Origin of the sequence: Adlercreutzia wanghongyangiae (genome assembly GCF_035989245.1) — a bacterium.
GTDB classification, from domain to species: Bacteria; Actinomycetota; Coriobacteriia; order Coriobacteriales; family Eggerthellaceae; genus Adlercreutzia; species Adlercreutzia wanghongyangiae.
On the sequence record NZ_JAYMFF010000023.1, the window covers coordinates 13,585 to 39,174 of the forward strand.

Consider the following 25,590-nt stretch of genomic DNA (forward strand, 5'->3'; position numbering starts at 1 on the left):
CCCCCTCGAATGGCAGGATGGGCGGCTTGAAAACGCTTCGCGGCCAGGGGAGCCCATTTGTCCTATACTGAGGATCGACCAAGGTCATTCATTCGAATAGAACGGAGTCGAATATGAAGAAACTCGAGGGACGCGTCGCCATTGTGACCGGGGCCAGCTCCGGCGTGGGTCGCGGGCTTGCCAAGGTGCTCGCCGAGAACGGCGCGAAGATCTGCGCCTGCGCCCGCCGCGTCGAGAAGCTGGAAGAGCTGAAGGCTGAGGTGGAGGCCTTCGGCGGTGAAGTGTTGCCGGTGGCGTGCGACGTGACCGACGCCGACCAGGTCGGCAACGTGGTGGCCCAGTGCGTCGAGCGCTTCGGCGGCATCGACATCCTCATCAACTGCGCCCAGGGCGCCATGCAGTACCGCGAGATCAACGACGTGGATGAGGCTTACGCGCTGGAGGCCTTCGAAAGCGGCCCGCTCGCTTCCATGATGTTCATGAAGGCGTGCTTCCCCTACCTGAAGGAGAGCGGTCACGGTCGCATCATCAACACCGCTTCGGCGGCCGGCTACGACGGCAATGCGGGCTTCGGCGCCTACGGCATGGCCAAGGAGGCCATCCGCGCCATCACGCGCACGGCGGCCAACGAGTGGGGCCGCTACGGCATCACCGTGAACGTGTTTCTGCCCATCATCGCCACCGACTTCTTCCGCGAGACCCAGCCCGAGGCTCTGAAGAATCTGGAGTCGAAGACGCCGCTGGGCTACATCGGCACCACCGAGAAGGACTGCGCCCCGCTCATCGTGCTGCTCGTCAGCGACGAGGGCGGGTATTTCACCGGCCAGTCCTACATGGTGGACGGCGGTATCCACAAGCACTCGTAGGCGTCGTAACGCCTGTTGGAGCGCACTTCAAGCGAGGGCTCCGCTGGGGGGCTTCGTCGTTCCCGCAACCGAAAAAAGTTGCGGGGGTTGACAATCGTGGTATGATATGGGGCTGTACTTGTATCGTCAGCACACGTGAGGAAGTTCGTCAATGGATTTGGCCAAGCAGGCAAAGATCGTCGATGGCATTCATGATACCTTGAATGATTTCGTCGGTCAACGACTGAAGGTGCGCGCCAACATGGGTCGCTCGAAGATTGTGGAAAGCGAGGGCGTGCTCACCCAGGTTCACCCGCAGTTGTTCATTATGGAGGTGGACCGCAAGCGCGGACGCACCGCCCGTCAGTCCTACCAGTACGTCGATGTGCTTACCGGCATGGTGGAGCTGTCCCAGAACGGCGAGCCTCTGTTCGCCCCGTTTGTGGATGAGTCCATGGAGCTCATCGACTACGTTGTGGAGGAGCGCGTCGTCTCCTAACGGGGAGGTTGACAACTCCTTCGAATTCGGGCAAACTACTGCCTTGCGCGATGAGCGCTTACCTTCGTGGGGATGTAGCTCAGCTGGGAGAGCATCACGTTCGCAACGTGGGGGCCGAGGGTTCGAATCCCTTCATCTCCACCACGAAAACCAACGGGTCTCGGGAAACCGGGACCCGTTTTGCGTTACAAGCCGAAGAGAGGCGCAGAGGATGGAGAACGCCATGGCGGAGAAGAACCGGCTGCGTGAGCGGTATCGGGCGCTTCGGGCCGCCATGCCTTCGGCTGCCCGGGCAGCTGCCGACGAGGCTATAGCGGCGCAGGTGGGAGGGCTGCCGGCGTTTGCGGGGGCCGATGCGGTGTTTACCTATCTGAGCTTCGGGGCCGAGGTGGACACGCGGGCGCTGATTAAGCGCACTTGGGCGGCTGGGAAGACTGTGGCGCTGCCGCGCGTCGTGCCCGGCACGCGGCAGATGCGCTGGTATGCGGTGGACTCTCTGGACGGCCTCGAGCGCAGCTCCTTCGGCGTGGACGAACCGGCGGCTGACCCTTCCCGCGAGGTGGTGCCCGGCGATATGCGTCGCCCCCTTGCCCTGGTACCCGGCTTCTCCTTCGACCGCGAGGGTTATCGTTTAGGCTACGGCGGTGGCTTCTACGATGGGTTCCTGGCCGATTTTCCCGGCGTGTCCGTGGGGCTGTGCCGCGCCGCGCAGCTGAGCGAGGAGGCCCTGCCCCGCGATGCCCACGATGTGCCCGTCGCCCTGATCGCTACCGACCAGGGCGTTCTCCGGCGTTAGCCCCTATTCGAACCAGGCGCGGGCGAGGGCCTCTATACCGGGGCCGATGTCCTCTTCCCGAATGGACGAGAAGCCTACGAGCACGGTGGAGCTGAGATGCCCCGCCGGGTCCATCCAGTACTTCTTGGTGGGGTACACCGCCACGCCGGCCTCGGCGGCGATGCGCACCAGCTCGTCCTGGGGGCGCCCGTCGCGCACGCGCACGAGCAGGTGCAGCCCCGTGCCGTTTTCCATCATTTCCACGTCGTTGCCCATGGTGGCGCGCAGCACGCGGGTGAGCGTCTCGTACTTGCGGCGGTTCTTCGCCTGCACCCGACGCAGGTGGCGGTCCCACGAGCCGTCGGTCATGAAGCGGGCGAGCACCTGTTGGTTGAGCCACGGCACCGGCGAGTACGAGTTCGCGAAGGCCTCGCGCCAGCGTTCGAGCAGCGGCTCAGGCAGCACGAGGTAGTTCATGCGCAGTGCCGGTGAGAGCGACTTCGAGAACGTGCCCATGTACACCACACGTCCTCGGGTGTCCATGGAGGCGAGCGGCGGCAGCGACCGCTCACGGTAGCGGAAATCGCGGCAGTAGTCGTCTTCCAGCAGGTAGGCGTCGGTGCGCTCGGCCCAGCGCAGCACGGCTTCGCGGGTGTCGGTGGGCATGGCGCGGCAGGTGGGGAACTGACTGGAGGGCGTGAGGTAGGCCAAGCGCGCGCCCGAGGCCTCCAGGTCGGCTACGAACGTGTCGGTTCCCAGGCCCACGCGGCAGGGCGCCAGCGAGAAGCGCGCCCGCTCCACGACCGTGCGCACGCCGTCGTAGCCCGGGTCTTCCATGGCAACCCGGTCGCGGGACGCATCGAAAAGCGCGAGCAGGTTCTGGACGCTCGTCTGGGTGCCGCCCTGCACGACGATCTGGCTTGGCGTGCAGTCGATGCCCCGCTGGGTGGTGAGCCGCCAGGCGATGGCCGCCCGCAGGCCCTCCTCCCCGAAGGGGTCGTTGTAGGCATCGCAGCCGACGGCCTCCACCGACAGCAGAATGTCGTCGGTGATGGCTCGCCAGGCCGCGGCGGGGAAGGTGCCCGGCTCCAGGTTTCCGTAGGTGAAGTCGTAGCGTACGCGCCCGGCGTCGGCGCCCAGCAGGGACTCCGGTGGCTGCGCGGCGCGGTCGGGGTCGGCCTGCAGGTAGGCCACGTTCTGCACGATGTAGCCCGATCCGGGGCGGCTTCGCACATAGCCTTCCTGGGAAAGCAGGGCGTAGGCGTTTTCCACGGTGTTGCGCGCGCAGCCCAGATCGGCGGCCAGCGAGCGAATGGGGGGCAGGCGCGATCCCTCGGGCCGCGCGCCCTCTTCGATGTCGCAGCGCAGCTGATCGAAGAGCTGCTGGTAAAGGGGCGTGGCGAGACGATCGTCGAGATGCATGGGGTTCCCTTTCCGTGCAGGGGTGTGGCTTGGCGCCCATAGTAGCAAAATGAGGACATAAGGTGAATGCGTCCCCAATAGTTGCCCAACCGTCCCCATCACTACGGGAAAAACCGTCCCCAAAACGGGCGATTGTCCCCATATATTCGCGTTGCGCCGTCCCTTTCTCGGCCAATTGTCCCCATTGTATGCTGAGGCCACCACAGGGGACGGCCTGAGATCGTCCCCATTCGGAAGGGAGGGTCGGTCGTGAACGTCGTTGCCGCTGCGGGGGCTGCCCTCGTTTTCGCCGCCGGCGCCGCCTGGGCCGCCGCTCCGTCGCCCGTGCCCCTGCTGCGCCCGCCCGGAGCCGGACAGCCGACCGATTTCATGGCCCGCTGCATCCGCTGCGGCCGCTGTTTGGAGGCGTGCCCGTATCAGGCCGTGCACGCGGCTCCGTTGAACGCCGGGCGCGAGGCTTCCACTCCCTACGTGAACGCGCGGACCCAGGCCTGCCGCCTTTGCCAGGACTTCCCCTGCGCCGCGGCATGTCCGACGGGCGCGCTCACGCCGCCTTCCGAACGGGCGGCTGCAGGCATGGGCGTGGCGCGCATCAACGAGGAGACGTGCCTTTCCTTCCAGGGCATGCGCTGCGAGGTATGCTATCGCGCTTGTCCGCTCATCGACGAGGCCATTCGCATCGACTACCGATCGCGCGAGGGCGACGCCATTCACGCCGTGTTCGCGCCCCAGGTGGTGGGCGACCGGTGCCCGGGCTGCGGTCTGTGCGAGCAACGTTGCCCGGTGGACGATCCGGCGCCGGCCATCGTGGTGGTGCCCGCCGGCGCCGACGAGGGCGCCTATGTGGCCCTGCGGGAAGGGGCGGGGTAGCGGCGGCGCTGCGGGGCGGTTTGCACTCGCATCTCTGTGGAAGGCATTTCGGTAACCCGGGGCAGCTGAGCCCCCTGTCATAAGGGAGGGAATCAATGGATTTGACCCGACGCAATTTCGTGAAGACCACGGCTGTGGCCCTCGCCTCGGCTGCCGCTGCCGGCACCATGGCAGGCTGCTCGTCGCTGGCGGGCACCGGTGCTGCGGGCGATGCCGGTGCGGGCGACACCGTGAAGACCGTGGGCGTGTGCCGCTTCTGCGGCTGCGGCTGCGGCGTGATCGTGGAAGCCAAGGACGGCAAAGTGATCTCGGTCACGGGCGATCCGGAGAACGGCTCGAGCCGCGGTCTGAACTGCGTGAAGGGCTACTACCTGGCCCGCGCCCTGTACGGCGAGGATCGCCTGACCACCCCGCTCATCCGCGACGACAAATCCACCAAGGGAACCGACGGCGGCCTGCGCGAGGCCACCTGGGACGAGGCGCTCGATTTGGTGGCGGGTAAGCTCCGCGATACGTGGAAGGCCGACAAGAGCCGCCTGGCCTTCTGGGGCAGCGGCCAGCAGCCCATCGTGGAGGGCTACTGCACGGCGAAGTTCTGGAAGGCAGGGCTGCTCTCCAACAACATCGACCCGAATGCGCGCCTGTGCATGGCCAGCGCCGTCGTGGGCTTCATGAACGTGTTCCAGACCGACGAGCCGGCTGGCTGCTACGCCGACATCGACGAGACCGACGTGTTCGTCACCTGGGGCGCGAACATGGCCGAGGCGCACCCCATGCTGTACTCGCGCCTGACGGCCCGCAAGCTCGCCGACGACGCGGTGCGCCACTACGATGTGACCACCATGACCACGCGCACCTCGGCCTCGGCCGACAAGGTGCTCACCTTCCGCCCCGGCTCCGACATCGCCATCGCGAACGCCATCGCCAACTACCTTATCGTGAACGACAAGTACGACCACGACTTCGTCGCCGACCACGTGCAGTTCAAGCAGGGTACGGAAAACATCGGCAACGCCACCGACGACGGCTACGACAAGAGCGACATCGGCCAGGCGGTGGACAACGTGGAGCCCATCGACTTCGACGCCTTCGCCGCGCGGCTGGCGCCCTACACGCTGGAGTACGCCTCCGAGATCTCCGGCGTGCCGGCCGAGGATATCCAGGAGCTGGCCGAGGTGTTCGCCGACAAGAGTCGCAAGGTGCTGAGCCTGTGGACTATGGGCGTGAACCAGCACAACCGCGGCACCTGGATGAACCACTGCATCTACAACATCCACCTGCTGACCGGTCGCTACGCTCGTCCCGGCGACGGCGCTTTCTCGCTGACCGGCCAGCCCACAGCCTGCGGCACGGCCCGCGAGGTGGGTACCTTCTCGCACCGCCTGCCTGCCGATCTGGTGGTGAAGAACCCGGACCATCGTCGCTACACCGAGGCCATCTGGGATTTGCCTAACGGGTATCTGGACGCCATTGAGACGCCGGGCTTCCACACGGTGAAGATGTTCCGCGAACTGTCCAAGGGCAACATCGACTTTCTGTGGACCGCTCATAACAACTGGGCCGTGTCGATGCCCAACCTCACCCGCTTCCTCGGGAAAGGCGAGCTGACCGGCATCAACGACGCCTTCATCTGCGTGGCCGAGGTGTACCCGACGCTGTCGTGCCAGTACGCCGATGTGGTGCTGCCCGCGGCCATGTGGGTGGAACGCGAGGGTGCCTTCGGCAACGGCGAGCGTCGCACGGCCGTGTTCGAGAAGGCCGTGGACGCGCCCGGCGAGGCGAAGTGGGACCTGTGGATGCTCATGGAGATTGCCAAGCGGGTGCTGGCCGGCGAGCAGATCGGCGGCGAGGACGCCTTCGAGCACCTGTTCGGCGCCTGGTACGATGCCGACGCGGCCGCCTTCAAGGGCACCGACCGCGAGGTGTGCGCAAGCATCTGGGAGGAGTACCGCACGTTCTCCAACCCCGACCTGAACCCCGACGCGGCGGCCATCAACGCCGAGGCGAAGCTGAAGATGGAGGCCAAGCAGCTGGCTCCCTACGAGGAGTACATCCACAACCACGGCCTTACCTGGCCGGTGCGCGAGGTGGACGGGAAGTGGCTGCCCACCCTGTGGCGCTTCTGCGACGGCCCCCAGACCGACGGCTTCGACGAGCTGGGCGTGGAGGTCTACGGCGAGCACGACAAGGCCGGTGGCGTGAGCTTCTACAAGTCGGCCGGCCAGAAGCCCTCCGTGGTGTTCCGTCCCTACGAGCCGCCGGCGGAGGAGCCGAGCGAGGAATACCCGTTCTGGTTCTCCACGGGCCGTCTGCTGGAGCACTGGCATACCGGCTCCATGACCCGGCGCGTGCCCGAGCTCGCCCGGGCGCTGCCCGAGGCGCTGCTGGACATGAACCCGGCCGACTGCGAGCGGCTCGGCGTGACCGACGGCGACCGCGTGCGGGTGACCTCGCGGTTCGGCACCTGCGATATCACGGTGTCCACCGCCGGGCGCACGCGGCCGCCCGAGGGCATGGTGTTCGCGCCCTTCTTCGCCGAGGAGACGTTGGTGAACCTGGTGGTGCAGGACACTTACTGCCCGCTTTCCAAGGAGCCCGATTTCAAGAAGACCTGCGTTCGCATCGAGAAGATCTAGGGGGATGACATGAAGAAGTCGAATTGCCTTGCCGCGCTCGTGCTCGCGGGTGCTCTGGGCGCCGCCGCCCTGGCGGGGTGCTCTGCGCCCATGGCCGACACCGGCGCTGCCTACAATCCTGGCGAGCCGCCGCTCATGACGGCGAGCCACGAGGGCCGCTACGAGCGCCTGGGTGCCAACGGCTGCTACGGCTGCCACGGCTCGAGTGACGCGGCCGAGGTGTTCCTGGCCGAGGCACCGGCGCTGCCCGCCGACCATTACGCGGGCGGGGATGTGTCCACCCGCACGGTGGACGGCCCCCGCGCCGAGTGCATCACCTGCCATCCCGTGGATCAGGCGTAGCCATGGAAGCGGAGAAGGTGGTCATCTCGTCGCTGGTGGTGGAGGCGCGGCCGGAGGCGGTGGATGCGGTATGCCGGGCGCTTGAGGCCATGGAAGGCGTGGAGGTGCACGAGGTGAGCGGCTACAAGATCGTCATCACCATCGAGGCTCCCTCCACGGGCGCCTCCCACGCGGTGTCGAGCCGTATCGTGGCCATTCCCGGCGTGCTGAACGTGAACCTGGTGTACGTGAACTTCGAGGACGAGACACTTTAGGTTCCGTTCGCCCTACGGGACGAACGGACCTGCCGACGCTGCGGCTCTCCGCTGGTCGGGACCACGGGGTATTCCGATTCGCTCGGACAGTCCTCGCTCGGCGAAACAGCCCACTGGGCTGTTTCGTTCGCTGCGGAACTCGCTCGGTCAGAACACCCCGTGTTCCCTCTGCGCATTGCCATTATTGAAGAGAAGGTTGTGATCGGTCTATGGGAAAGATAACGGTGGTGCGGCGGGTGGTGCAGGTGGCCATGCTGGTGCTGTTCTGCCTGCCGCCGCTGTTGGCCGGATGGGGCCTGGCGGGGTTGTTCGCGGGCGGCGATGGGGAAGTGGCCACGCCGGCCGAGGGCGTCCTGTTCGGCAGCTTGTCCTCCTCCAGTGTCGCCGGCATCACGCTGCTCGACCCGCTGGCGACCCTGGAGGCGATGGCGGCCTCGCGCAGCCTTCTGACGGCCTCGGTGCTGGTGGGGGCCCTGCTCGTGGTGCTGGTCTACGGGCTCGTGCGCGGCCGCGCCTTCTGCGCGTGGGTGTGCCCGGTAAACCTTATCGGCGAGGGCGTGGATGCAGTGCGCCGGCGCGTTGGCATCGCCGTGCCGGAGCGCACGGTGGACCGGCGGGCCAAGATCGCCGTGGCCGCGGCCGTGGTGGCAGCATCGGCGCTCGTGGGATTTCCCGTCTTCGAGGCCGTCTCGCCCATCGGCGCGGTGAACAAGGGGCTCGCTTTCGGCGGTTTCGCGGGAGCCGGCACCCTTGTGGCCATCGTTATCGCCGAGTTGCTCGTCAGCCGGCGCGTCTGGTGCCGCGCGCTCTGCCCGCTCGGGGGCGTTTTCCAGGTGCTTGGCCGCGTGGGCCAGGTGAACGTTGCTATCGATCACGATGCCTGCATCCACTGCGATAAGTGCGCCGAGGCGTGCCTTGCCGATCCCGCAATCCTTACGCCGGTGCTGGCGGGGGAGGACACCATCGTGCGCGCCGGCGACTGCATGGCCTGCGGCGCCTGCGTGGACGCGTGCCCCGCTGCGGCTCTGCGTTTCCGCCTGGGCCGTCCTCGTGGCGCGTCTCGCGGTAAAGCCGACAGCGCCCCTGTCGCCGCGTGCCCCTCGAGCCGCTGAAGGCGAGGACGTTAGCCTCGTTTCCACGCGTTGGCTCGGTGCGGCCGATCGATGACCGCGAAGCGGGTTATTGCGGAAGTGTTGCGTTTGCGCTGATCTGCTGGTTTCGGTTGCTTTTTCGCATCTTCGCCCTCTGGGTTCGGCGATACTTTCCGATGGTAATTTTTCAGACCGTCGGGGAGGCCGGTCTGGCCCGCCGATGGAAACAGGAGGATTATGAACGCGAAGATGAAAAAGCGGATGATCGCCGTGTCCGGCGTCATCATTATCGTGCTCATTTTGGTGCTGGCCTTTGTGGGCGGCAACACGGCCGCCCAGACGGTATCGGTGGCCGAGGCCGCCGAGAACCCGCAGGCCGGCCAGAAGGTGCAGGTGTCGGGCAACGTGGTGCAGGACTCGTTCTCCACCTCGGGCAACGTGCTCACCTTCAAGATCTACGACCCCGAGGGCGATCCGGCCACGCAGCTGGAAGTGCGCTACGACGGCGCGGCGTCTTCCACGTTCGGCAACGACGTGACCGCCATCTGCACCGGCAAGATCGACGACGCGGGCGTGCTGCAATGCTCCGAGCTGGTGACTAAGTGCCCCTCGAAGTACGAGAACGCCGACAGCGCCCTGACCGTGTCCCAGCTTTTGGGCTACGGCGATGGCGTGGTGGGCAACGTGGTGAAGGTGGCCGGCACGGTGAAGGCCGGCACGCTGACCGCCGCCGGCATGGGCGACCGCTTCGTGGTCGTGGATGCCGAGGACGGCAGCGAGCTGCCCGTGACCTTCGACGGCGCGTTGTCCGATGAAGTGGCCGACGGTTCGACGGTGGTGCTGACCGGCTCCATCGGCGCCGACGGCAAGTTCGCCGCCACCGATGTCGCATTGGAGGGTTAGGCCATGTCGATGATCGGACTTCTGGGACTGCTCGTCGCCTTCGCTGGCTGCGCCATCTCCATCCTGTGCCTGGGCGTGGCGCATCTGCTGCACAAGCGGCGCTCCTTCGAGCGCGCCGAGACCCTCGCCTGGGGCGGCCGGGTGGCCACGGTGCTGGGCGCGGTGGCGCTGACCGTGTGCTGCGCGGTGCTGGTGTGGTGCTTCTTCACCGGAGACAACACCATCCAGTACGTGTTGGATAACCGATCCACCTCCACTGCCCCCGAGGCATGGCTGTACAAGCTGGCGGGCCTGTGGGCCGGTCGCCAGGGCTCGCTGCTGTTCTGGGCATGGCTCATCGCCGTGTTCAACACTGTGCTGGTGTTCGCCACCCGCAAGAACGCGCGCCCGCTCGACAACGGCGCGCTGTGCATTTCCCAGCTGGTGCTGACGGCCTTCGTGGCGGTGCTGCTGTTCTCCGAGGACAACATGCCCTTCATCGTGACCGATCCGCGCTACTTCGCCGACGGCCAGCTGAACGCGGCGGCCTCGGTGCGCTCGATGAACGCGCTTTTGGAGCACTGGGCCATGGCCATCCATCCGCCCACGTTGTTCATCGGCTATGCGGGTCTGACCATTCCCTTCGCCTACGCCGTGGCGGCCCTTATCGTGAACGACGACTCGCCGCTGTGGGTGAACCGCTCCACGGGCTATCTGATGTTCTCGTGGCTGCTGCTGGGTATCGGCATCGGCCTGGGCGCCGTGTGGGCCTACGTGGTGCTCGGCTGGGGCGGCTATTGGGGCTGGGACCCGGTGGAGAACGCGAGCCTGCTGCCGTGGCTCGTGGGCGTGGCGCTCATTCACTCGTTCACCGTGTACCGCCAGCGCGGTGCCTTCAAGCGCTGGAGCGTGTTCTGCGCGTGCCTCACCTTCTGCTTCGTGGTGCTGGGCACTTTCATCACGCGCTCGGGTCTGGTGCAATCGGTGCACGCCTTCGAGGGCGACCCAGTGTCGCTGGTGATGTTCGGCGCGCTCATCGTGCTCTCGCTTCTGGCGGGCGTGGTGGGGCTGCTCGTGCGCCGCAAGAGCTTCGGGGCCGTTGATGCGGCCGACGACGATATCGAGTCCATGGTGTCGAAGGAAGCGGCCTATTACGTGAACAACCTCATCATGGTGGTGTTCGCGGTGCTGCTGGCTTATATGACCGTGTCGTCGGCCCTGCCCAGCTGGCTGCCCTTCGGCGGCCAGTCGCTGTTGGCCGGCACCTACAACGCTATTGCCCGGCCGCTGGGCATCGCCTATCTGGCCGTGCTGGCCATCTGCCCGCTTCTGGGTTGGCGTCGCACCGACAAGCAGGCGTTTCTGCGCGCTGCCCGGGTGCCCGCCCTGTGCGCGCTGGTGCTGTTCATTGTGCTGATGGTGTATTTCGCCACCTATCTGCTGCCCAGCTACGACGCCATGATCGCCATGGGCGGTGCGACGGCCGAGGGCTTGCTGGAGCAGGGCGCGCCGGTCTACTACAACGGCATCACCGTGGTGGGCTTCGCTGTGGCCAGCCTGCTCATCTTCAATGCGCTGTTCATGGCCGTGCGCTCGCTGAAGCGCGCGACTGGTGCCACGCTGCGCCGCCGCCTGTCGCTGTTCGGCGGCTCGGTGGCCCACGGGGCCATGGGCATCATCCTGGTGGGCCTTATCGGCTCGTCCATGTACGTGACGGAAATAACGGGTTATCTGCCCTATGACGAGGAGACCGGCGGAACCACCGAGTCCTTTACCATCCAGGACTTCGAGCTGGTGTACAAGGACAACGCCATCGACGAGCTGGGCAACGGCAACGTGCGCTATTCGCTCACCTTCGACGTGTACCGCGACGGCCAGTTCGTGGGCGAGGTGAACCCGGCCGTGCAGCTGGTGGCCACCACCCAGCAGCAGAAGCTGGAGGCCAGCGTGATCGGCTTCCCGCTGGAAGACCTGTTCGTGGTGTACCGCGGCGTGAACGACGAAGGCGACTTCTCCATGGACGTGCGGGTGAACCCGCTCATCTCGCTCGTGTGGGTGGGCTTCGGCTTGCTGATGGTGGGCTGCCTTATTCCACTGTTCGCCAAGCGCGCCACCAAACGCGAGGACGCCGATCCCGCCGATGCGCTGGTGCGCGCGTTGGCGGCCGACGAGCAGCCTGAAGCTGCCCCGCAGCGCTCCGGCGTGGTGGAGGCCGTCGTGGCCGAGGAGGTGGCCTTGGTGGAAGACGCCGAGGGCGATGCGGCCGCCGGTGCCGATGGGGGCGATGCGGCTGCGGGCGCGACTGATGCCAAGGCGGGGGAGTAGTCCCGTGGACACGGCTCTCAAGGTCGATCATCTGACGAAGTCGTTCGGCGGCCGCAAGGCCGTCGACGACGTGTCGTTTACCTTGCCGCAGGGCGCGTTCCTGTCGGTGTTCGGACCCAACGGCGCCGGCAAGACGACCCTTCTGCGCATGCTGGCCACGTTGTCGCGGCCCACTGAAGGTTCCGTCACGCTTTCGGGCATCAGCCTGAAGGAGGAACCGGAGCGGGCGCGCGAGGCCATCGGGCTCATCTCGCACAACCCCATGCTGTACCCTGACCTTACGGCCGAGGAGAACCTGCTGCTGTTCGCGAAGCTTTACGGCGTAGGCGCGTCGCAGCGCCGCGTGATGGAGCTGTTGGAGGCGGTGGGCCTCAAGCACCGCCGTTTCGATCGGGTGCGCACCTTTTCCCGCGGCATGACCCAGCGCACCTCCATCGCCCGGGCGCTTATCAACGACCCGTCGCTGGTGCTTCTGGACGAGCCCTATTCCGGGCTCGACCCCCACGCCATCGAGATCTTCGACGAGCTCATCGCCTCGGTGCGCGAGAACCGCACCTTCGTCATGGTGAGCCACGACTTGGACAAGGGCCTCGCGCTCGCGAGCCACGTGCTGGTGCTCGCCCGCGGCCGCGTGGTGCACTTCGGCGAGAAAGACGAGCTCGCACCTGACGAATTCCGCGAGCTCTACCGCTCTACCGTGGGATTGGGGGTGAGTTAGATGGAAGACCGCCACGGAGCGGAAGCCTCCGGGAATTCCGATTCGCTCAAACAGTCCTCGCTTGGTGAAACAGCCCACCGGGCTGTTTCAGTCGCTGCGGAACTCGCTCGGTCGGAACACCCGGAGCCTTCCAGTGCGTTTTCTGCGGCTGATCGCGGAGGAACCCGCAGCGCTCTCTGCAAGCCGCCGTCGACCTGGATGCAGTACAAGACGCTGCTCGTGAAGGATTTGAAGGCGGAGTTCCGCACCAAGGACATGATCGTGTCCATGGGCATCTACGCCTTTCTGGTCATCGTGGTGTTCGGTGTAGCGCTGTCCTTCGCCCGTCCCGGCTCGGAGTTTTTGGAAGTGTCCGGCGGCCTTTTGTGGGCGCTCGTGGTGTTCACGTCGCTTCTGGGCCTGAACCGGTCGTTTGCCAAGGAGACCGAGAACGGCTGCCTGGAAGGGCTTCTGCTGGCACCGCTCGACCGCGGCGTGATATTCCTGGCCAAGGCCACCTCGAACCTGGTGTTTCTGGCTGTGGTGGAAGTGATCGCCGTGCCGCTGTACTGGCTGTTCTTCGCGAGCTTCGCCACGCCGGCCGAAACGGGCTGGATGATCGTGATACCGCTGCTGCTGGGCAGTATCGGCATCGCCGGCATCGGCACGTTGTTGTCCACCATCACGGCCTCCACGCGCGGCAAGGACGTCATGCTGGCGCTGCTGTTCGTGCCGGTGATCTTCCCGCTGCTGTACGCCTGCGTGTCGGCCACCACCTGCGCGCTGGTGGGCGGCGACGTATTCGCCGACGGCTTCCTCACGTCGCTCGCGCTCGGCGCCGGTTACGACGTGGTGATGATCTTGGCCAGCTGGGTGCTCTACGACTTCGTGGTCAACTAACCGAGGGAGACGACCTGATGCTGCGGTTGCGATTGCACCTGCCCTTGCCATTCAGCGCTTTCCCTCACGGCGCAAAGGCCGCTCGGCCGCGCTTCAAGGCAATTGCAGGCACCTGTCGCAACCTCGCTGACTTATGCTCAACCTGTACTATTAGAAATGCATTTTACGGAGAGGAGAATGTGTGTCGAATAAAACGTTAAAGCTGCCTGAGGTGGGGCAGTGGCCCGATAAGCTGACGGCGCCTGCGCTCATCGCCGGCGCGGTGCTCACCACCATCGGGTTCCTCATGGCGTTCTTCATCGTGGCGCCGGTGGGTGGCGCGGCCGTGAACGGCGCCGAGCTCATCGGGGACGTGATGGTGTCCCAGAAGATGCTGCTCTCGCAGAAGATCTTCTACTTCCACATGCCTGTGGCCATCACCTCGTTTGTGGCCCTGGGCTTCGGCTGCTACTATGCCGTGCGCTTCCTCATGACGAAGAACCAGCGCTTCGACACCTGCTCGCGCATCTGCCTGGAAATCGCGCTCTTGTTCGTGGTGCTCACCATGATCACCGGCGAGATGTGGACGCGCTTTGAGTGGGGCGTGTGGTGGAGCTGGGAGCCGCGCCTGACCACCTACCTCATCCTCATGCTCATCGTGATCGCGTACTTCGTGCTGCGCAGCTCGGTGGACGAGCCCGAGCGCCGCGCCACCTTCGCCGCCGTGGTGGCCATCATTGCCACCATCGACGTGCCCATCTGCTTCATGATCACGCGCCTCATTCCTTCGTCCATCCACCCGGTGGTGCTGCGCGAGGGCGGCATGAGCCCGGAGATGGGCCTGTGCGTGGGCCTGTGCGCGCTGGGCATGATGCTCGTGGGCTTCGCCCTGTACCGCGCCCGCTTCAACCAAGTGCGCCTCACCCAGCGCGTGGAGGCGCTGAAGGAAACCATCGACGACGAGCGCTAAGCGCCGTGTCGGAACCTGCTTCGCAGCATCCTTAAGCAAGCGAAGCTGCCCGCGCCATCCCGCGCAGCGAAGTTGTCCCGTGTCATCCTGAGCGAGCGAAGCGAGTCGAAGGATCCCGCCCGAGCCGCCAATCAACGAGAAAGGCCGAACCATGAATCCCATTCTTGCCGATATCTATTCCACCATCCTGCCCTCCGCCCCCTACATCATCGCGGCCTACGCGCTTCTGTGGGTGGCCCTGCTCGTGTACGTGCTCATGATCTTCCGCGGCACGAAGAAGGCCGAGCGCCAGCTGATGCTTTTGGAGGAGGCCGTGGCCGACCAGCAGGCGAAGGCCGAGTAGCGTGCCTTTGCCCGTCCGCGACTTTTTCGCGAAGCGCGCGTCGCAACGGCGGGCCGCAGTTTCTGCCGCAGTGAAATCGAAAGCAATATAGCCCGTTTAGGTGATACACCCGGACGGGCTTCTTTGTATTATGGTTGCAGAGCACAGCTCGAAATCTTCCTCGGAGCCGCCCTTCCTCCTCCTTCCTTCCAGCGGTGACCGAGACGTACGCAAGGCGGCCGCCCTCCCCGGATCGGCCGCCTTTTGCTTTGCGCGATGTTTTTTGCGAGTGGCCTTTGCCCCAGGAGCCATCTTTATGCAGGAACGACGTCGATGGCACTGGCGTCGGTTTCCATGCGCTCGTATTCCCCAGTGTCACGATGGTTTCGTTCTTGATGCCCGTCGCCTCCATAGCGGCAACGAGGGAATCCGCCTCCCGTTCACGGGTACACGGGGAGGCCATGGATGCCGTTACCTGGATGGGGGCGCAAGGCTCGGCGAGCTCGCGGATGATCTCCGAGTGCGGAGTAAAATTCGGAGGGAGCTGCTCGTGCGCCCCCGCCGCAAGGGCCGCAATGTTGTTTGTGGCTTCCTCCGAATAACCAACTTCCCAAAGATTTCGAGAAGCTATCTCAAGCAACATTGACGCTGTGTTCGCCGGTTCTGGGCTATCTGAACGTCGTGCAGCCGCTGGCCAGAAGCTGTCCAGCATACAGCTGGCCGCTTGCCAATGTGACGGATACCGTGCTTGTCTACGCTGCTGAAAACAGAGCAGGCCGCACGCCCTGGTGTGGCTGTTTTGCTTTGAAAATGACGGGTAGCGTAGTCTGCCGATGGGGATGCTTTTGGGTACAAATCGCTGACCTGGGGTTTTTGAGGGCAGACTAATTGTCATAGCGCATTCCGACTTCCAAAAACTACGCTACCCGTCATTTTCAAAGCAGAACAAGCGTGGTGAAAGGGTTTTGCCCAGGGTTGATTCGAGCAGTTGTCTTAAAGCCCCAGCTCGTCTTCGCCCCACTGCTTCATGGCGAGGAGGATGGGCACGAAGCTCTCGCCGCGAGGGGTGAGGGCGTATTCCACGCGCGGGGGCACCTCGCCGAAATCGGTGCGTGTGAGAAAGCCGTCGTCTACCAGCTCTTTAAGCTGCTTGGAGAGAGTTGACTCCGATATGTTCCCGATGCAGCGTTTGAGCTGTCCGAAATGCCGTACCTCCTTGAGGGCGACGTAGAAGAGGATCTCGATCTTCCATTTTCCGCCGATCATACGCTGGATGGTGGAAACGGACTTGCAGCGCTCCACCTCATCGCCCCGTCTGCGTGCCATGGGCCGTTCTCCCATCTACTCCAGAAAAAGACAGTACTTCAAATTTAGCACCAATCTTAGCATGATGAAGCCGATGGAGCCGAGGGCGACGGGACCGGGGCGAAATCGGCGACGGCTGCGTTGGGAGGGGACCGGGGCCGGCAAAGAGCTTGGCACCGGCGGCTGCCCAGTCGCAGCGAGTGTAAGAGAGGAGAAACCATGCATTACACGGGAACGATCTGGCGGCCGCCTTACGAGGCGGACTCGCTCATCATCGAGGCGACGGCGGGGTGCACGCACCATCGATGCAAGTTCTGCACGCTGTACGAGGACCTGCCGTTCAAGTTCCGTCCCTCGCCCCTGGAGGACATCGAGGCGGATCTCCTGGAGGCGCAGACGTGGTATCACGACCCGCTCCGAAAAGCAGAGGAGCGCCTGTTCGCGTTGCCCGGCGCGCGCACGAGCCGGATATTTTTGGCGGGCGCGAACCCCTTCGGGCTGAAGGCGCGCCATCTGCTGCGGATTGCCGAGCTGGTGCGCGCCTACTTTCCGCAATGTGAGAGCGTCGGGTGCTTCTCGCGGATAACCGACGTTGCGGCGAAGACCGATGGCGAGTTGGCCGACCTCGCGGCGGCGGGGTTCGACGGCCTTACCATCGGCGTGGAGACCGGCGATGAGGTGGCCCTTGCGTTCATGGACAAGGGCTACGGGGCCGAGGATATCGTCGAGCAGTGCGCGCGACTCGACGCTGCGGGCATCTCGTACGCGTTCTTCTACCTGGCCGGCATATCGGGTGCCGGGCGCGGCATCGAAGGCGCACGGGCAACGGCGGCTATCTGCAATCGGACGAGTCCCTGGCTCATCGGCGCGAACATGCTCACCGTTTACCGCAACTCGGCGTTGCATGCGGAGATCGCGGCCGGACGGTGGCGCGAGGCGCGCGAGGTGGAGAAGTACGAGGAGGTGAAGGAGCTGATCTCGCGGCTCTCCGTTCCCGTGGAGTTCGCCATGTTGGGCGCGTCGAACCCGGTGATGCTGCGTGGCCGCTTACCCGAGCAACGGGAGGAAGTCATCGCGGCCCTCGATGCCGTCATCTCCGATATCGGCGAGGATCGCCTGCGCAGCTATCGCGCCAACTTGCGTCATCTGTGAGAGCGGGCAAAGCAAAAAAGAGGGGATCCGCGCGGTTGCGGATCCCCTTGGGGAGGCTTGGTTTCCCGAAGCGCCTATTTGCGCTGGGGCGGATTCGTTTCCTCTACGGCCACGTACACGAAGCCCGGAGTGCCCTCGGCGGGCAGCTCGTTGTAGGCCACCATCTCGGCGATCTCGGCCGGCGTGGCGCTGGCGGGCTCGGTCTCAAGCAGGTAGGCGGTATCGGCGCGGCGCTCCATGGCTTCGCGGAAGTCCTTGGTGCCCACGAACACTTCCTGCTTGTAGGGGTTCACGCCCAGCTTCTTGGCACGATACATGATGTAGGCGAAGGCGGCGATGTTCGCGCCCAGGGCCAAAAGCGACACCACCAGGTTCACGTTCGGGTTGTTCACCGAGTTGGCGGCGAAGATGGAGTCGTTGGCGAACATGGGCACCATCTGGCAGAACATGCACCACATGGAAAGGGTGAAGGCGCGGTTCTGAATCCAGCCGCCCTTGTTCCAGATAAGGCCGGCGATGGTGGGGGCCAGAAGCAGTGCCACGCCGCAGTACCAGGAGTGGGTGGGCAGGTTGTTGTAGGTGTAGCAGAAGTTCCACAAATCGTAGGAGATGATGAACACCCACGTCATGTCGGGCCACAGCATGTCCTGGCGCTTCTTGGAGATGTAGATGCCGAACCAGCCGGTCATGCAGGCGATGTTGATGATGCCGGCCACACCGTTGAACACGTTGTGCCAGCCGCCGTACAGCGTCACGCCCTCGGAGGACACCCAGGTGGTGCCGAAGGCGCGGATGGCGCTCTCGAAGTCGCTCACCACGGCGATGAGGATGTTGATGGCCACGATGATGAAGGGGAAGGCCTTGAACCAGTGGGAGCGGCCGATCTTGCCCCAGGAGTACTTGATGGCCATGAAGCCGATGCAGCCGGCGGTGGCGGCATACACCTTCGCGTAGTGGAACCAGCTGTTCATGTCGGTGTGGGTGGGATTGGTCAGCGCCCACTCGGCACCCATGGCCGCGCCGATTTCCACGGCCAGGCAGTACACGGTCATGAACCCGCATACGCCGAAGAACATGAATATGCCGCCGCCTTTCGTGCGTCGGGCGAATTCGTTCAGCACGATGAGCAGGACGAGCACCATGGCCAAACCCAGCCATTGGTAGACGGCGTTCGGGCCGTACACGTCGAAGAGCATGGGGATCCCTCCTTAACAGATGCGGACAGGTCAAGCTCGTCGCGGTTGGGCCGGTGGCGGAAGTGCTCGCCCCGCGCGTGGCGCTCTTTTCCACGGGGCCAGCCGCGACGGCTGCGCAGGGGTTCCTGCGGTCGTTGGAAATCACCATACTCGGCTTCTCATCTTCAGTCAATATCCATAAATTATCAGTTTGGTTGTAATTGACGCTATGCAAAAAATCGTCAATATTGCCTTGATACACGGGAAAAATGCTGTTATGCTCCGCTCAAATAACTTCATGAGTGAAAATAAAAGAAAACTTTCATGAAGAAATATCGGTCAAACATGTCGGAATGATCGGAGGGAACATGAACGGCGTTAAGACGACAGCGGCCCTGGGGTGCGCCACGGCGCTTGCCCTGGGGCTTGCGGGCTGCGGGGCCTCCTACGAGGGCTCGGGCTCGAAGGATGCGGCTTCGGCCGAGCAGCTGGCCCAGCGCACCGACGACCCATGGGCCGCGGAGGTGGTGGCCGATGACGCGGCCCGGGCCGAGGGCAACCTGCGCGATGGGGTGTACACCGGTTACGGCCGCGGTATGGAGGGTTGGATCAGCGTGACGCTGCTGGTGGACGACGGGCGCCTGACGTGCCTGGAAACCGCCCAGGACGGCGAGAGCCAGAGCCGCGGGGGCTACGAGGCCATCCGCGACGGTCGCTACGCGCAGATGATCGAGGCGGCCCAGGGCTCCGATATCGATGCCATCGCGGGTGCCACCATTACCACCGCCGGCGTAAAGCAGGCAGTGGATGACGCCCTGGCCCAGGCCGGTGCCGAGGTGGCTACCGATGTTGCCGCCGCTGGTGCCGCAGCCGCAGCTGCGCAGGAAGGGGAGAGCCATGAGTAAGTCGATCCGCACGAGCGGCCTTTCGCGCCGCGACTTTCTGACCGGTTCGGCCCTGGCGGCTGCCGGCGCTGCCGCAGCGGGGCTTCTTGCTCCCGAGGCGGCCCTCGCCGCGAGCACCGAGCGCCGCGGCGACTGGACGCGCGAGGGCGACCCGGTGGCGGCCGACGCCCCGAGCGACGCCACGAACGCAAGCGCCGTCGACGGCACTTACCGCGAACACAACGCCGCGAGTTTCCCGGCCAACGACGCCACGCCCATTCCGCCACGGGACGTGCCCGCCGCGTGGGACTACGAGTGCGATATCTGCGTGGTGGGGGCCGGCGGAGGCGGCCTGAACGCCGCGGCCCGCGCCGTGCAGCTGGGCGCTGACGTCATCTGCGTGGAGGCCATGGGGCTTCCCGGTGGCAACGCCCAGGAAGCGGGCATGTGCGGTATCCTGGGCGGTTACTCCGGCCAGGAGGACAAGCAGTTTGCCTTCCCGAGCTACCCCTTTGATCCCCAGGCGCTCACCGACTGGGCCATGGACGAGTACCATTACGCGGCCGACCCCAAGCTCATCTACAAGATCGCCGAAGAGGGCGGCCACAGCTTGGACTGGATGGCCGAATGCGGCGTGCAATGGCGTTTGGGCGAGGTGCCGGTGTACGTGGCGCCGAAGCGCTCGACGCTGGACCACCACGTGCTGAAGATGAAGGACGCCACCGACGCCATGTACAACTACGGCAACAAGCACGGCGTTGACTTCCACTTCCAGAGCCCCGCCGCCGCGCTCGTGCGCGACGGGGACGGCCGCATCGTGGGCGTGGTGGTGAACGAGGACTACGGCGACGAGAAGTACATCCACGCGCGGCGCGCCGTCATCCTCACCGCGGGCGGCTTCTGCAACAACAAGGCGCTGCTCGACAAGTACATTCCCACGGCGGCCATGGGCTGCGCCTCCAGCTACCTCACCGCCGGCGAGACCGGCGAGTGCTTCCGCATGGGCCTCGGCGCCGGTGCCGACGTGTCCGGCTTCAACAGCTCGGCCTCCTTCGACGGCGGCGTGGACTGGCAGGCCGAGGGCGGCACCTGGGCGCGCTTCCTCTACGACGGCATGACCCAGCTCTCGCGTCAGCCGTGGCTGACCATCGATCGGTGCGGCAACCGCCTGCGCTACATGGACTCCCGCGTGGGCGAGGACGGCGCGAACGCCATCTACGCTTTGGGGGACTTGGCCACCATCCAGATGACCCCTCCGGGGCATCGCTCCTACATCATCTTCGACGCGAACTACGAGGATCATCTGGCCGGGTTCGCCCAGGAGCACTGCCGCAAGCTCATCACCCCCGATCTGGAGCAGATCGAGAAGGTGCCCGAGCACTACCGCGACTGGCACCACGGCGTGCAGGACGCCATCGATGCCGACGTGCTGAAGCGCCGCGACACCCTGGAGGAGCTGGAGCGCGACTTGGGGCTTGCCGAGGGCGTGCTCACCGAGGCCGTGGCGAAATGGAACGAGGCGTGCGAGCGCGGCGAGGACGACTTCATGTATCCTATGCCGCCTGAGTGGCTGCATGCCATCACCACGCCGCCCTTCTACGGTTGCCGCATCGGCGGCAACCTGTACGGCACGAAGGCCGGCCTGCTCATCAACGACCAGATGCAGGTGATGGGCGTGAACGGGCGCCCTATTCCGGGCCTGTACGCCGGCTGGCACACCGCCGGCGGCGCCTGCGGCGAGAACAGCTACATCGGCGATCCCATTCTGGGCTCGCTCATGGGAGACGTGGGGCTCGCCTTCTGCGGCGGCTACCTCTGCGGCACCTCTGCCGTGGAAAACGAGATGGGAGACTAACATGAACGATATGAAAGCGATGGCGCGTCCCTTCCTCACCCTGTACGCGCTCGCGGCGATTATCGCGCTTCTCGGACGCATCGCCCTGACGGTAGCCGGCGGCACCGGCGTGCTCGCCTTCGACTACATCTCCGCGTCGGGGGTGCCCATTCTGGACGTGATCTGCTCTATCCTCACGGGGTCGGCCTTCGTGGCCTTCCTGTTCGCGGCAGGACTCGCGCTTGTGGTCTCCACGGCCGGGGCGGTGCTCTACGGCGTGCTGGCCGCCCGCGGTACGGCACGCCCGCGCCCGCTTACGGCGTTTCTGTGGGGTTGGGCCACGGCGCTTGTGGCCATCGTGTGCCTGGCGCTCGTGGTGCTCGGCATCCTGTCGGCGGTGCAGGTGGGCTCTATGAGCTCGAAGCTGCCGGGGCTGCCGGTCATCATCGCGGGCGTCATCGTGTTTGCGGCCTTCCTGGGCACGCTTCTGGGCGCCGCCTCCATGGTGATCAGCGCCTGCGTGGCGCGTGCTCGTGCGGGCCGCAGCCTGGAGGCGTCCCTGCTCGTGGCGTGCGCGGGCTGCGGGGCCGTGGTGGCGGCGCTCACCCTGGGCACCTTCTCGGCCCTGAACGCGGCCGCCGTGAGCCTGCCCGCGCTCGGCGCTTGGGTGGCGGCGGATGTGATCGTGAATCTGGCCATGCTCTTCGGTGCCGCGGCCTATAGGGGAAAGCTGGAAGGCGCGACGGCTGCGACGGCTGCCCCTCGGCAGGCCTCAGCCGCTTAAAGGGCGCCGCCGCCGGCCCTATCGTCGGCTTCGTAGAGAGTGCTAGATTTCCTGGAGCAGGTCGTAGGCGGCCTGCTCCTTTGCTTGGCGCTGGGCGTCCAGGTCGGCCACCACCACGTGCCCCACCTGCTCGATGGCCTCCCGCTGGCCGGGGGTGAGGTTCTTCCACAGCCGGGTGGCGGCCAGCTCGTTCACTGTGGCGCCGATGAGGAAGCCCTCGTACACGCCCTCGTCGGTGAGCGCCACATAGACGGCCTTCTTGTCGCGGGGCGATTTCAACCGGCGCACCCAGCCGCGCTGCACCAGCCGATCGACGGCACGCGCCGCGTTCACCGGCGACATGGCCAGGGCCTCGGCCAGCGCGCCCACCCGCTCGGGACGGTCGGTCTCGCCCAGGCGCTGCACGATGCGGCACTCGTTGAACGAGGCGCCCGTGGCCTCCCGCAGGGTGCGCTCGGTTTCAGCACGGATGAGCTCGATGGACACGAGCGACCGCGAGGCCGGGAAGCGCGAGGCCGCCTCGGCGTTCAACGGAGGCTCGATGGAGGCGCCGGCGGCCACCGCGGCTTCCAGAATGGTGCGGTAGGTGGGGTTGCCGGTGGGGAAGTTCGCGTACAGGCTCGCGACGAGCGACTCGTTCACGGCTGCGATGTGGGCGCGCCCCTCCTCGGTGATGGATAGGAAGCGCGTGCGGCCATCGACTTCGCCAGCCTCGCGGGTGACGTAGTCGCGTGCGACCAGGGCATCCACCGCCTGGGTGACGGCGTTGGGTTTCATGCCCAGCAGCTTCCCCAGTTCGCCTTGGTTCACGGGCCTCGTCGCCTGGAAAAGCTTTGTAAGCATGCGGTACTGGGTGACGTTCAGGCTGCTGGCAGCGGCCAGCCCCTGGCGCAGCGTCTCGTGGGCCATCTCGAAGGCCACGAAGTACGTGGAATCCAGGTTGAATTTGTCCTTGGCGGATGTGCTTGGCACCAGTACCCCACTCTCGATTGCATAGATAGTTCACTGCTGCAATAATTGTATCGTCCAGGGGGTGGCGTAGGTTGCGGTGAACACAAAAGAGCTTATAAATTGGTCAAAAAATCGACTTTTGTGCACTGTTGAGTTTAATAGGTGGAAGATATGGGATAAAAATGACAGTTAATATATATAATTCGATAATTATAGACTAGCAAAGAGGCGCAAGAGAGGCAAAACAGAGTCTTCGCGAAGCCAAAAGTCGCTTTTCTGACCATTTTCGAGCTCTTTTCGTGCGGCAGAGCTCCGAGATTGCTAGCGAGCGGTGGTGATGCGCCCCGCGCAGTCGATGAAGAAGGCCTGCTGGATTTCGGGGCGTCGCCGCGCCAGGGCGAGTCCCCGTTCCAACCCCAGGGCCAGAAGCGTGGTGGAGAAGCCCTCGGCGTCGATGGACTTCTCGCAGATGACGGTGACGCCGGCCACGTCGGTTTCGGCGGGCATGCCCGTGCGCGGATCCAGGATGTGGTGGTAGAAGGTGCCGTCGGGCGCGGTGAAGCAGCGCTCGTAGATGCCGCTCGTAACCGCCGAGCCGCCGGCCAGCGGTACCGCGCCGATGAGCTTCTCCGGCTCGGCGGGGTTGCGCACGCCCACGTTCCACGGCTCGCCGGTGGGCTTGGCGCCGCTGACGGCCACGTTGCCGCCGAGATTCACGATGATGCCCGCAAGCCCGTGGGCCGCCATTGCGCTCACCAGCGCATCGGCGATCCATCCCTTGGCGATGCCGCCCGCGTCCACCGCTGCTGCGGGGTCGGCCAGCTGGGCGCAGCAGGTTTCCCCCTCCTTCCACAGCCTCAGCGCGCGCCAGTCCACGTGGGTGACGGCTTCGGCCAGGGCGGCACGGTCGGGCACGGTGCCCTCGTGGAAGTTCCACAGGAGCACGGCCGGTCCCACGGTGATGTCGAAGGTGCCCTCGCTGGCCTCGCAGTAGGCGCGCGCGCGGGTGAGCAAGTCGTGGGTGAGGGGATCGATGGGCACCGCCGCGCCCTTCGCGCTGTTGATGCGTGCGATGTCGGAATGGGGCAGGGTGCGGCTGAACAGGCGCTCGAAGGTGCGGCAGAGCGCTCGGGCCTCTTCGAAGGCCGTGCGACATGCGGCCGCGTCACCGTAGGCCTCGATGTCGATGATGGTGTTGAATGCGAGGAAGCGCATGCCTGCGGGCTTGCCGCCTTCGGCTTCGTGCCACTGCACGAAGTCCTCGTCGGGGATGGGGTCGATATTTTGTCCACTGACGGTTTCCATGGGGCCAGTATACGGCGAATGAGAACTGTTTGCGCTCGTTTTGGCTTGGAAATCACGAGTTTGTGACGTACGGTTGCGAAATGGGCCCTCTGCTGTACGGTATATCCACTGTTTTCGCAGTTGGCGTATTACACGCGAGGTGCCTTGCGGCCCCGGCGGTAACAAAGTAGCGATTTCCGAGCCAAAACGAGCGTTATCTCGCGCGGAAAGCAGATCGATGGCCGCGCGCCGCCGCGATGCGGTGTAGTATCATGGCCGTTGAATGCGCGAACGCGAGCTCCTCGGTGTTTTCGCCTGGGAGACGGTTTTCGCCTGATTTCAGGTTTCAGCGATGGCTCAATGAAGAGAAAGGCGATTGATGAAGGCTCTCATTCCCGCAGCGGGGCTCGGTACCCGCTTTCTGCCGGCCACAAAGGCCCAGCCCAAGGAAATGCTGCTCGTGGTGGACCGGCCCGCTATCCAGTATGTGGTGGAGGAGGGGCTCGCGTCGGCGGCCGACGAGGTGGTCATCATCAACAGCCACGACAAGAAGGCCATCGAGGACCATTTCGCTCCCAATCCCGAGCTGGTGGCGCTGCTGCGCGAGCGCGGCAAGGACGCCTACGCCGATGCCGTGGAGGCCGTGGGCAACTACCCGGTGAGCTATGTGTACCAGGAAGAGGCGTTAGGTTTGGGCCATGCGGTGCGCTGCGCGGCCGAGAAGACCGGCGACGAGGCCTTCTACGTGCTGCTGGGCGACGTGCTCGTGCCCGACAACCAGATGCTGCCGGCCATGCGGGCGGTCTCCGACGCCCATGGTGGTGCGAGCGTCATCGCGGTCATGCCCGTGCCCGACGACCAGGTGAGCCGCTTCGGCGTCATCGCCGGGGCGCCGGTGGCCGACGACGTGTGGAAGGTGGACGCGCTGGTGGAGAAGCCGGCCCTGGAGGACGCCCCCAGCAATCTGGCCGTGTTCGGTCGCTATCTGCTGTCGCCGCGCGTGATGGAGCTTCTGGCCGATGTGGAGCCGGGCGTGGGCGGCGAGATCCAGCTGACCGACGCGCTGGATGCGGTGCTGGCTGAGGAGGAGATGTACGCTCTGGTGGTGGATCCTGCCGACGGCTTCGATACGGGCACCGTGGAAAGCTGGCTGGAGACGAACAACATCTTGTTCCAGCGCAAGAACGGTTAGGCAACTCCCGAATTTCGCCCCCGCTTTCCCAGACTGCGCCGCGGTCGTGGAACGGGGCCGTTTTCTGCCGTGAAAGGCTTGGATACAAGGCTCGACAACGTGTCAGCAACGGTGCTATTATAAGAAATTGCCGTCACGTTCTCGCTGGTCGCAATGCTTCTTATTTCTGAAGAATTGCTTAAAGATGACCCTTTGAATCCACAAGTTCCCCACCTTCACG

Annotated in this window: 24 protein-coding genes and 1 tRNA gene; 20 read left to right on the forward strand and 5 right to left on the reverse strand. The window is 65.1% G+C overall.

Translation table 11 applies throughout. The annotated features are described in order from the left end of the window. Nucleotides 1–113 precede the first annotated feature (113 nt). The 4 genes from VIN30_RS10310 to VIN30_RS10325 all read left to right on the forward strand — a co-directional run bounded on the left by VIN30_RS10310 (nucleotide 114) and on the right by VIN30_RS10325 (nucleotide 2,140). Nucleotides 114–866, forward strand: coding sequence for an SDR family NAD(P)-dependent oxidoreductase (locus tag VIN30_RS10310; RefSeq protein WP_326424389.1), 753 nt, complete (start codon nucleotides 114–116; stop codon nucleotides 864–866). A 151-nt stretch (nucleotides 867–1,017) separates the two neighbouring features. Continuing rightward, a complete protein-coding gene (locus VIN30_RS10315) occupies nucleotides 1,018–1,344 on the forward strand; it encodes a Veg family protein (protein WP_326424388.1) in 327 nt (108 codons plus the stop codon). A gap of 68 nt (nucleotides 1,345–1,412) precedes the next feature. Further along, a tRNA-Ala gene (locus VIN30_RS10320) sits at nucleotides 1,413–1,488 on the forward strand. Between the two features lie 79 nt (nucleotides 1,489–1,567). After that, complete coding sequence (locus VIN30_RS10325; protein WP_338211375.1) at nucleotides 1,568–2,140, forward strand: 5-formyltetrahydrofolate cyclo-ligase; 573 nt, start codon at nucleotides 1,568–1,570, stop codon at nucleotides 2,138–2,140. A gap of 3 nt (nucleotides 2,141–2,143) precedes the next feature. Here VIN30_RS10325 and pdxR read toward each other — a convergent pair whose 3' ends face one another. Beyond that, a complete protein-coding gene (gene pdxR, locus VIN30_RS10330) occupies nucleotides 2,144–3,541 on the reverse strand; it encodes a MocR-like pyridoxine biosynthesis transcription factor PdxR (protein WP_338211377.1) in 1,398 nt (465 codons plus the stop codon). 249 nt (nucleotides 3,542–3,790) lie between these two features. Between pdxR and VIN30_RS10335 the strand changes: the two genes are divergently transcribed. From VIN30_RS10335 to VIN30_RS10385, 11 genes are all read left to right on the forward strand, one after another. Further along, nucleotides 3,791–4,411: a 4Fe-4S dicluster domain-containing protein gene (locus tag VIN30_RS10335; RefSeq protein ID WP_326424383.1), complete on the forward strand. Its 621-nt coding sequence runs from the start codon at nucleotides 3,791–3,793 to the stop codon at nucleotides 4,409–4,411. Nucleotides 4,412–4,506: 95 nt separating this feature from the next. Further along, nucleotides 4,507–7,047, forward strand: coding sequence for a molybdopterin-dependent oxidoreductase (locus tag VIN30_RS10340; RefSeq protein WP_338211380.1), 2,541 nt, complete (start codon nucleotides 4,507–4,509; stop codon nucleotides 7,045–7,047). A 9-nt stretch (nucleotides 7,048–7,056) separates the two neighbouring features. Continuing rightward, nucleotides 7,057–7,389, forward strand: a complete 333-nt coding sequence (locus VIN30_RS10345; protein WP_338211382.1) for a hypothetical protein — start codon at nucleotides 7,057–7,059, stop codon at nucleotides 7,387–7,389. Nucleotides 7,390–7,391: 2 nt separating this feature from the next. Further along, the gene (locus tag VIN30_RS10350) at nucleotides 7,392–7,643 is read left to right on the forward strand and encodes a chaperone NapD (RefSeq protein ID WP_326424380.1); all 252 of its coding nucleotides are present in this window, start codon (nucleotides 7,392–7,394) and stop codon (nucleotides 7,641–7,643) included. Nucleotides 7,644–7,852: 209 nt separating this feature from the next. Next, entirely contained in the window at nucleotides 7,853–8,755 is a 903-nt protein-coding gene (locus tag VIN30_RS10355; protein WP_338211384.1) for a 4Fe-4S binding protein, read from the forward strand. A gap of 216 nt (nucleotides 8,756–8,971) precedes the next feature. After that, nucleotides 8,972–9,637, forward strand: a complete 666-nt coding sequence (locus VIN30_RS10360) for a cytochrome c maturation protein CcmE domain-containing protein (protein WP_326424378.1) — start codon at nucleotides 8,972–8,974, stop codon at nucleotides 9,635–9,637. Between the two features lie 3 nt (nucleotides 9,638–9,640). Next, nucleotides 9,641–11,941 (forward strand): heme lyase CcmF/NrfE family subunit, encoded by a 2,301-nt coding sequence (locus VIN30_RS10365; protein WP_338211387.1) that lies wholly within the window; start codon nucleotides 9,641–9,643, stop codon nucleotides 11,939–11,941. Further along, nucleotides 11,922–12,659, forward strand: coding sequence for an ABC transporter ATP-binding protein (locus VIN30_RS10370; protein WP_338211389.1), 738 nt, complete (start codon nucleotides 11,922–11,924; stop codon nucleotides 12,657–12,659). The genes VIN30_RS10365 and VIN30_RS10370 overlap by 20 nt, the downstream gene beginning before the upstream one ends. 198 nt (nucleotides 12,660–12,857) lie before the next feature. Then, the gene (locus VIN30_RS10375; protein ID WP_326424374.1) at nucleotides 12,858–13,538 is read left to right on the forward strand and encodes a heme exporter protein CcmB; all 681 of its coding nucleotides are present in this window, start codon (nucleotides 12,858–12,860) and stop codon (nucleotides 13,536–13,538) included. 181 nt (nucleotides 13,539–13,719) lie between these two features. Further along, the gene (ccsA, locus tag VIN30_RS10380) at nucleotides 13,720–14,487 is read left to right on the forward strand and encodes a cytochrome c biogenesis protein CcsA (protein ID WP_326424373.1); all 768 of its coding nucleotides are present in this window, start codon (nucleotides 13,720–13,722) and stop codon (nucleotides 14,485–14,487) included. Between the two features lie 151 nt (nucleotides 14,488–14,638). Beyond that, nucleotides 14,639–14,830 carry a CcmD family protein gene (locus VIN30_RS10385; RefSeq protein WP_326424371.1) on the forward strand — a complete coding sequence of 64 codons (192 nt, stop codon included), beginning with the start codon at nucleotides 14,639–14,641 and terminating at the stop codon, nucleotides 14,828–14,830. A gap of 972 nt (nucleotides 14,831–15,802) precedes the next feature. Here the strand turns inward: VIN30_RS10385 and VIN30_RS10390 are convergent. Next, nucleotides 15,803–16,135, reverse strand: a complete 333-nt coding sequence (locus VIN30_RS10390; RefSeq protein WP_338211393.1) for a winged helix-turn-helix transcriptional regulator — start codon at nucleotides 16,133–16,135, stop codon at nucleotides 15,803–15,805. 198 nt (nucleotides 16,136–16,333) lie between these two features. Here VIN30_RS10390 and VIN30_RS10395 point away from each other — a divergent pair, with 198 nt between their 5' ends. Continuing rightward, the gene (locus VIN30_RS10395) at nucleotides 16,334–17,266 is read left to right on the forward strand and encodes a radical SAM protein (protein WP_338211395.1); all 933 of its coding nucleotides are present in this window, start codon (nucleotides 16,334–16,336) and stop codon (nucleotides 17,264–17,266) included. 74 nt (nucleotides 17,267–17,340) lie between these two features. Here the strand turns inward: VIN30_RS10395 and VIN30_RS10400 are convergent, their stop codons facing one another. Beyond that, nucleotides 17,341–18,462: a DUF5692 family protein gene (locus VIN30_RS10400; RefSeq protein ID WP_326424365.1), complete on the reverse strand. Its 1,122-nt coding sequence runs from the start codon at nucleotides 18,460–18,462 to the stop codon at nucleotides 17,341–17,343. 347 nt (nucleotides 18,463–18,809) lie between these two features. Between VIN30_RS10400 and VIN30_RS10405 the strand changes: the two genes are divergently transcribed. From VIN30_RS10405 to VIN30_RS10415, 3 genes are read left to right on the forward strand one after another with little or no spacing between them, the layout of a single operon-like run. Beyond that, entirely contained in the window at nucleotides 18,810–19,346 is a 537-nt protein-coding gene (locus VIN30_RS10405; protein ID WP_326424364.1) for an FMN-binding protein, read from the forward strand. After that, on the forward strand, nucleotides 19,339–21,180 hold the full coding sequence (locus tag VIN30_RS10410) for an FAD-dependent oxidoreductase (protein ID WP_326424363.1): 1,842 nt from the start codon (nucleotides 19,339–19,341) through the stop codon (nucleotides 21,178–21,180). Before VIN30_RS10405 ends, VIN30_RS10410 begins: the two co-directional genes overlap by 8 nt. Before the next feature lies 1 nt (nucleotide 21,181). Then, a complete protein-coding gene (locus tag VIN30_RS10415; protein WP_338211398.1) occupies nucleotides 21,182–21,943 on the forward strand; it encodes a hypothetical protein in 762 nt (253 codons plus the stop codon). Between the two features lie 42 nt (nucleotides 21,944–21,985). Here VIN30_RS10415 and VIN30_RS10420 read toward each other — a convergent pair whose 3' ends face one another. Beyond that, nucleotides 21,986–22,915 carry a MarR family transcriptional regulator gene (locus VIN30_RS10420; protein WP_338211400.1) on the reverse strand — a complete coding sequence of 310 codons (930 nt, stop codon included), beginning with the start codon at nucleotides 22,913–22,915 and terminating at the stop codon, nucleotides 21,986–21,988. 300 nt (nucleotides 22,916–23,215) lie between these two features. Then, on the reverse strand, nucleotides 23,216–24,199 hold the full coding sequence (locus VIN30_RS10425; protein ID WP_338211402.1) for an FAD:protein FMN transferase: 984 nt from the start codon (nucleotides 24,197–24,199) through the stop codon (nucleotides 23,216–23,218). 358 nt (nucleotides 24,200–24,557) lie between these two features. On the opposite strand from VIN30_RS10425, the gene VIN30_RS10430 reads away from it, so the two are divergent. Then, the gene (locus VIN30_RS10430) at nucleotides 24,558–25,370 is read left to right on the forward strand and encodes a UTP--glucose-1-phosphate uridylyltransferase (protein ID WP_338211404.1); all 813 of its coding nucleotides are present in this window, start codon (nucleotides 24,558–24,560) and stop codon (nucleotides 25,368–25,370) included. Nucleotides 25,371–25,590 lie beyond the last annotated feature (220 nt).

What these genes read in the sequence shown, in the direction of transcription:
- VIN30_RS10310 (WP_326424389.1), top strand. Translation starts at nt 114, where the DNA reads ATGAAGAAACTCGAGGGACGCGTCGCCATTGTGACCGGGGCCAGCTCC.
- VIN30_RS10315 (WP_326424388.1), top strand. Translation starts at nt 1,018, where the DNA reads ATGGATTTGGCCAAGCAGGCAAAGATCGTCGATGGCATTCATGATACC.
- VIN30_RS10325 (WP_338211375.1), top strand. Translation starts at nt 1,568, where the DNA reads ATGGCGGAGAAGAACCGGCTGCGTGAGCGGTATCGGGCGCTTCGGGCC.
- pdxR (WP_338211377.1), bottom strand. Translation starts at nt 3,541, where the DNA reads ATGCATCTCGACGATCGTCTCGCCACGCCCCTTTACCAGCAGCTCTTC.
- VIN30_RS10340 (WP_338211380.1), top strand. Translation starts at nt 4,507, where the DNA reads ATGGATTTGACCCGACGCAATTTCGTGAAGACCACGGCTGTGGCCCTC.
- VIN30_RS10345 (WP_338211382.1), top strand. Translation starts at nt 7,057, where the DNA reads ATGAAGAAGTCGAATTGCCTTGCCGCGCTCGTGCTCGCGGGTGCTCTG.
- VIN30_RS10350 (WP_326424380.1), top strand. Translation starts at nt 7,392, where the DNA reads ATGGAAGCGGAGAAGGTGGTCATCTCGTCGCTGGTGGTGGAGGCGCGG.
- VIN30_RS10355 (WP_338211384.1), top strand. Translation starts at nt 7,853, where the DNA reads ATGGGAAAGATAACGGTGGTGCGGCGGGTGGTGCAGGTGGCCATGCTG.
- VIN30_RS10360 (WP_326424378.1), top strand. Translation starts at nt 8,972, where the DNA reads ATGAACGCGAAGATGAAAAAGCGGATGATCGCCGTGTCCGGCGTCATC.
- VIN30_RS10365 (WP_338211387.1), top strand. Translation starts at nt 9,641, where the DNA reads ATGTCGATGATCGGACTTCTGGGACTGCTCGTCGCCTTCGCTGGCTGC.
- VIN30_RS10370 (WP_338211389.1), top strand. Translation starts at nt 11,922, where the DNA reads ATGCCAAGGCGGGGGAGTAGTCCCGTGGACACGGCTCTCAAGGTCGAT.
- VIN30_RS10375 (WP_326424374.1), top strand. Translation starts at nt 12,858, where the DNA reads ATGCAGTACAAGACGCTGCTCGTGAAGGATTTGAAGGCGGAGTTCCGC.
- VIN30_RS10385 (WP_326424371.1), top strand. Translation starts at nt 14,639, where the DNA reads ATGAATCCCATTCTTGCCGATATCTATTCCACCATCCTGCCCTCCGCC.
- VIN30_RS10390 (WP_338211393.1), bottom strand. Translation starts at nt 16,135, where the DNA reads ATGGCACGCAGACGGGGCGATGAGGTGGAGCGCTGCAAGTCCGTTTCC.
- VIN30_RS10395 (WP_338211395.1), top strand. Translation starts at nt 16,334, where the DNA reads ATGCATTACACGGGAACGATCTGGCGGCCGCCTTACGAGGCGGACTCG.
- VIN30_RS10400 (WP_326424365.1), bottom strand. Translation starts at nt 18,462, where the DNA reads ATGCTCTTCGACGTGTACGGCCCGAACGCCGTCTACCAATGGCTGGGT.
- VIN30_RS10405 (WP_326424364.1), top strand. Translation starts at nt 18,810, where the DNA reads ATGAACGGCGTTAAGACGACAGCGGCCCTGGGGTGCGCCACGGCGCTT.
- VIN30_RS10410 (WP_326424363.1), top strand. Translation starts at nt 19,339, where the DNA reads ATGAGTAAGTCGATCCGCACGAGCGGCCTTTCGCGCCGCGACTTTCTG.
- VIN30_RS10415 (WP_338211398.1), top strand. Translation starts at nt 21,182, where the DNA reads ATGAACGATATGAAAGCGATGGCGCGTCCCTTCCTCACCCTGTACGCG.
- VIN30_RS10425 (WP_338211402.1), bottom strand. Translation starts at nt 24,199, where the DNA reads ATGGAAACCGTCAGTGGACAAAATATCGACCCCATCCCCGACGAGGAC.
- VIN30_RS10430 (WP_338211404.1), top strand. Translation starts at nt 24,558, where the DNA reads ATGAAGGCTCTCATTCCCGCAGCGGGGCTCGGTACCCGCTTTCTGCCG.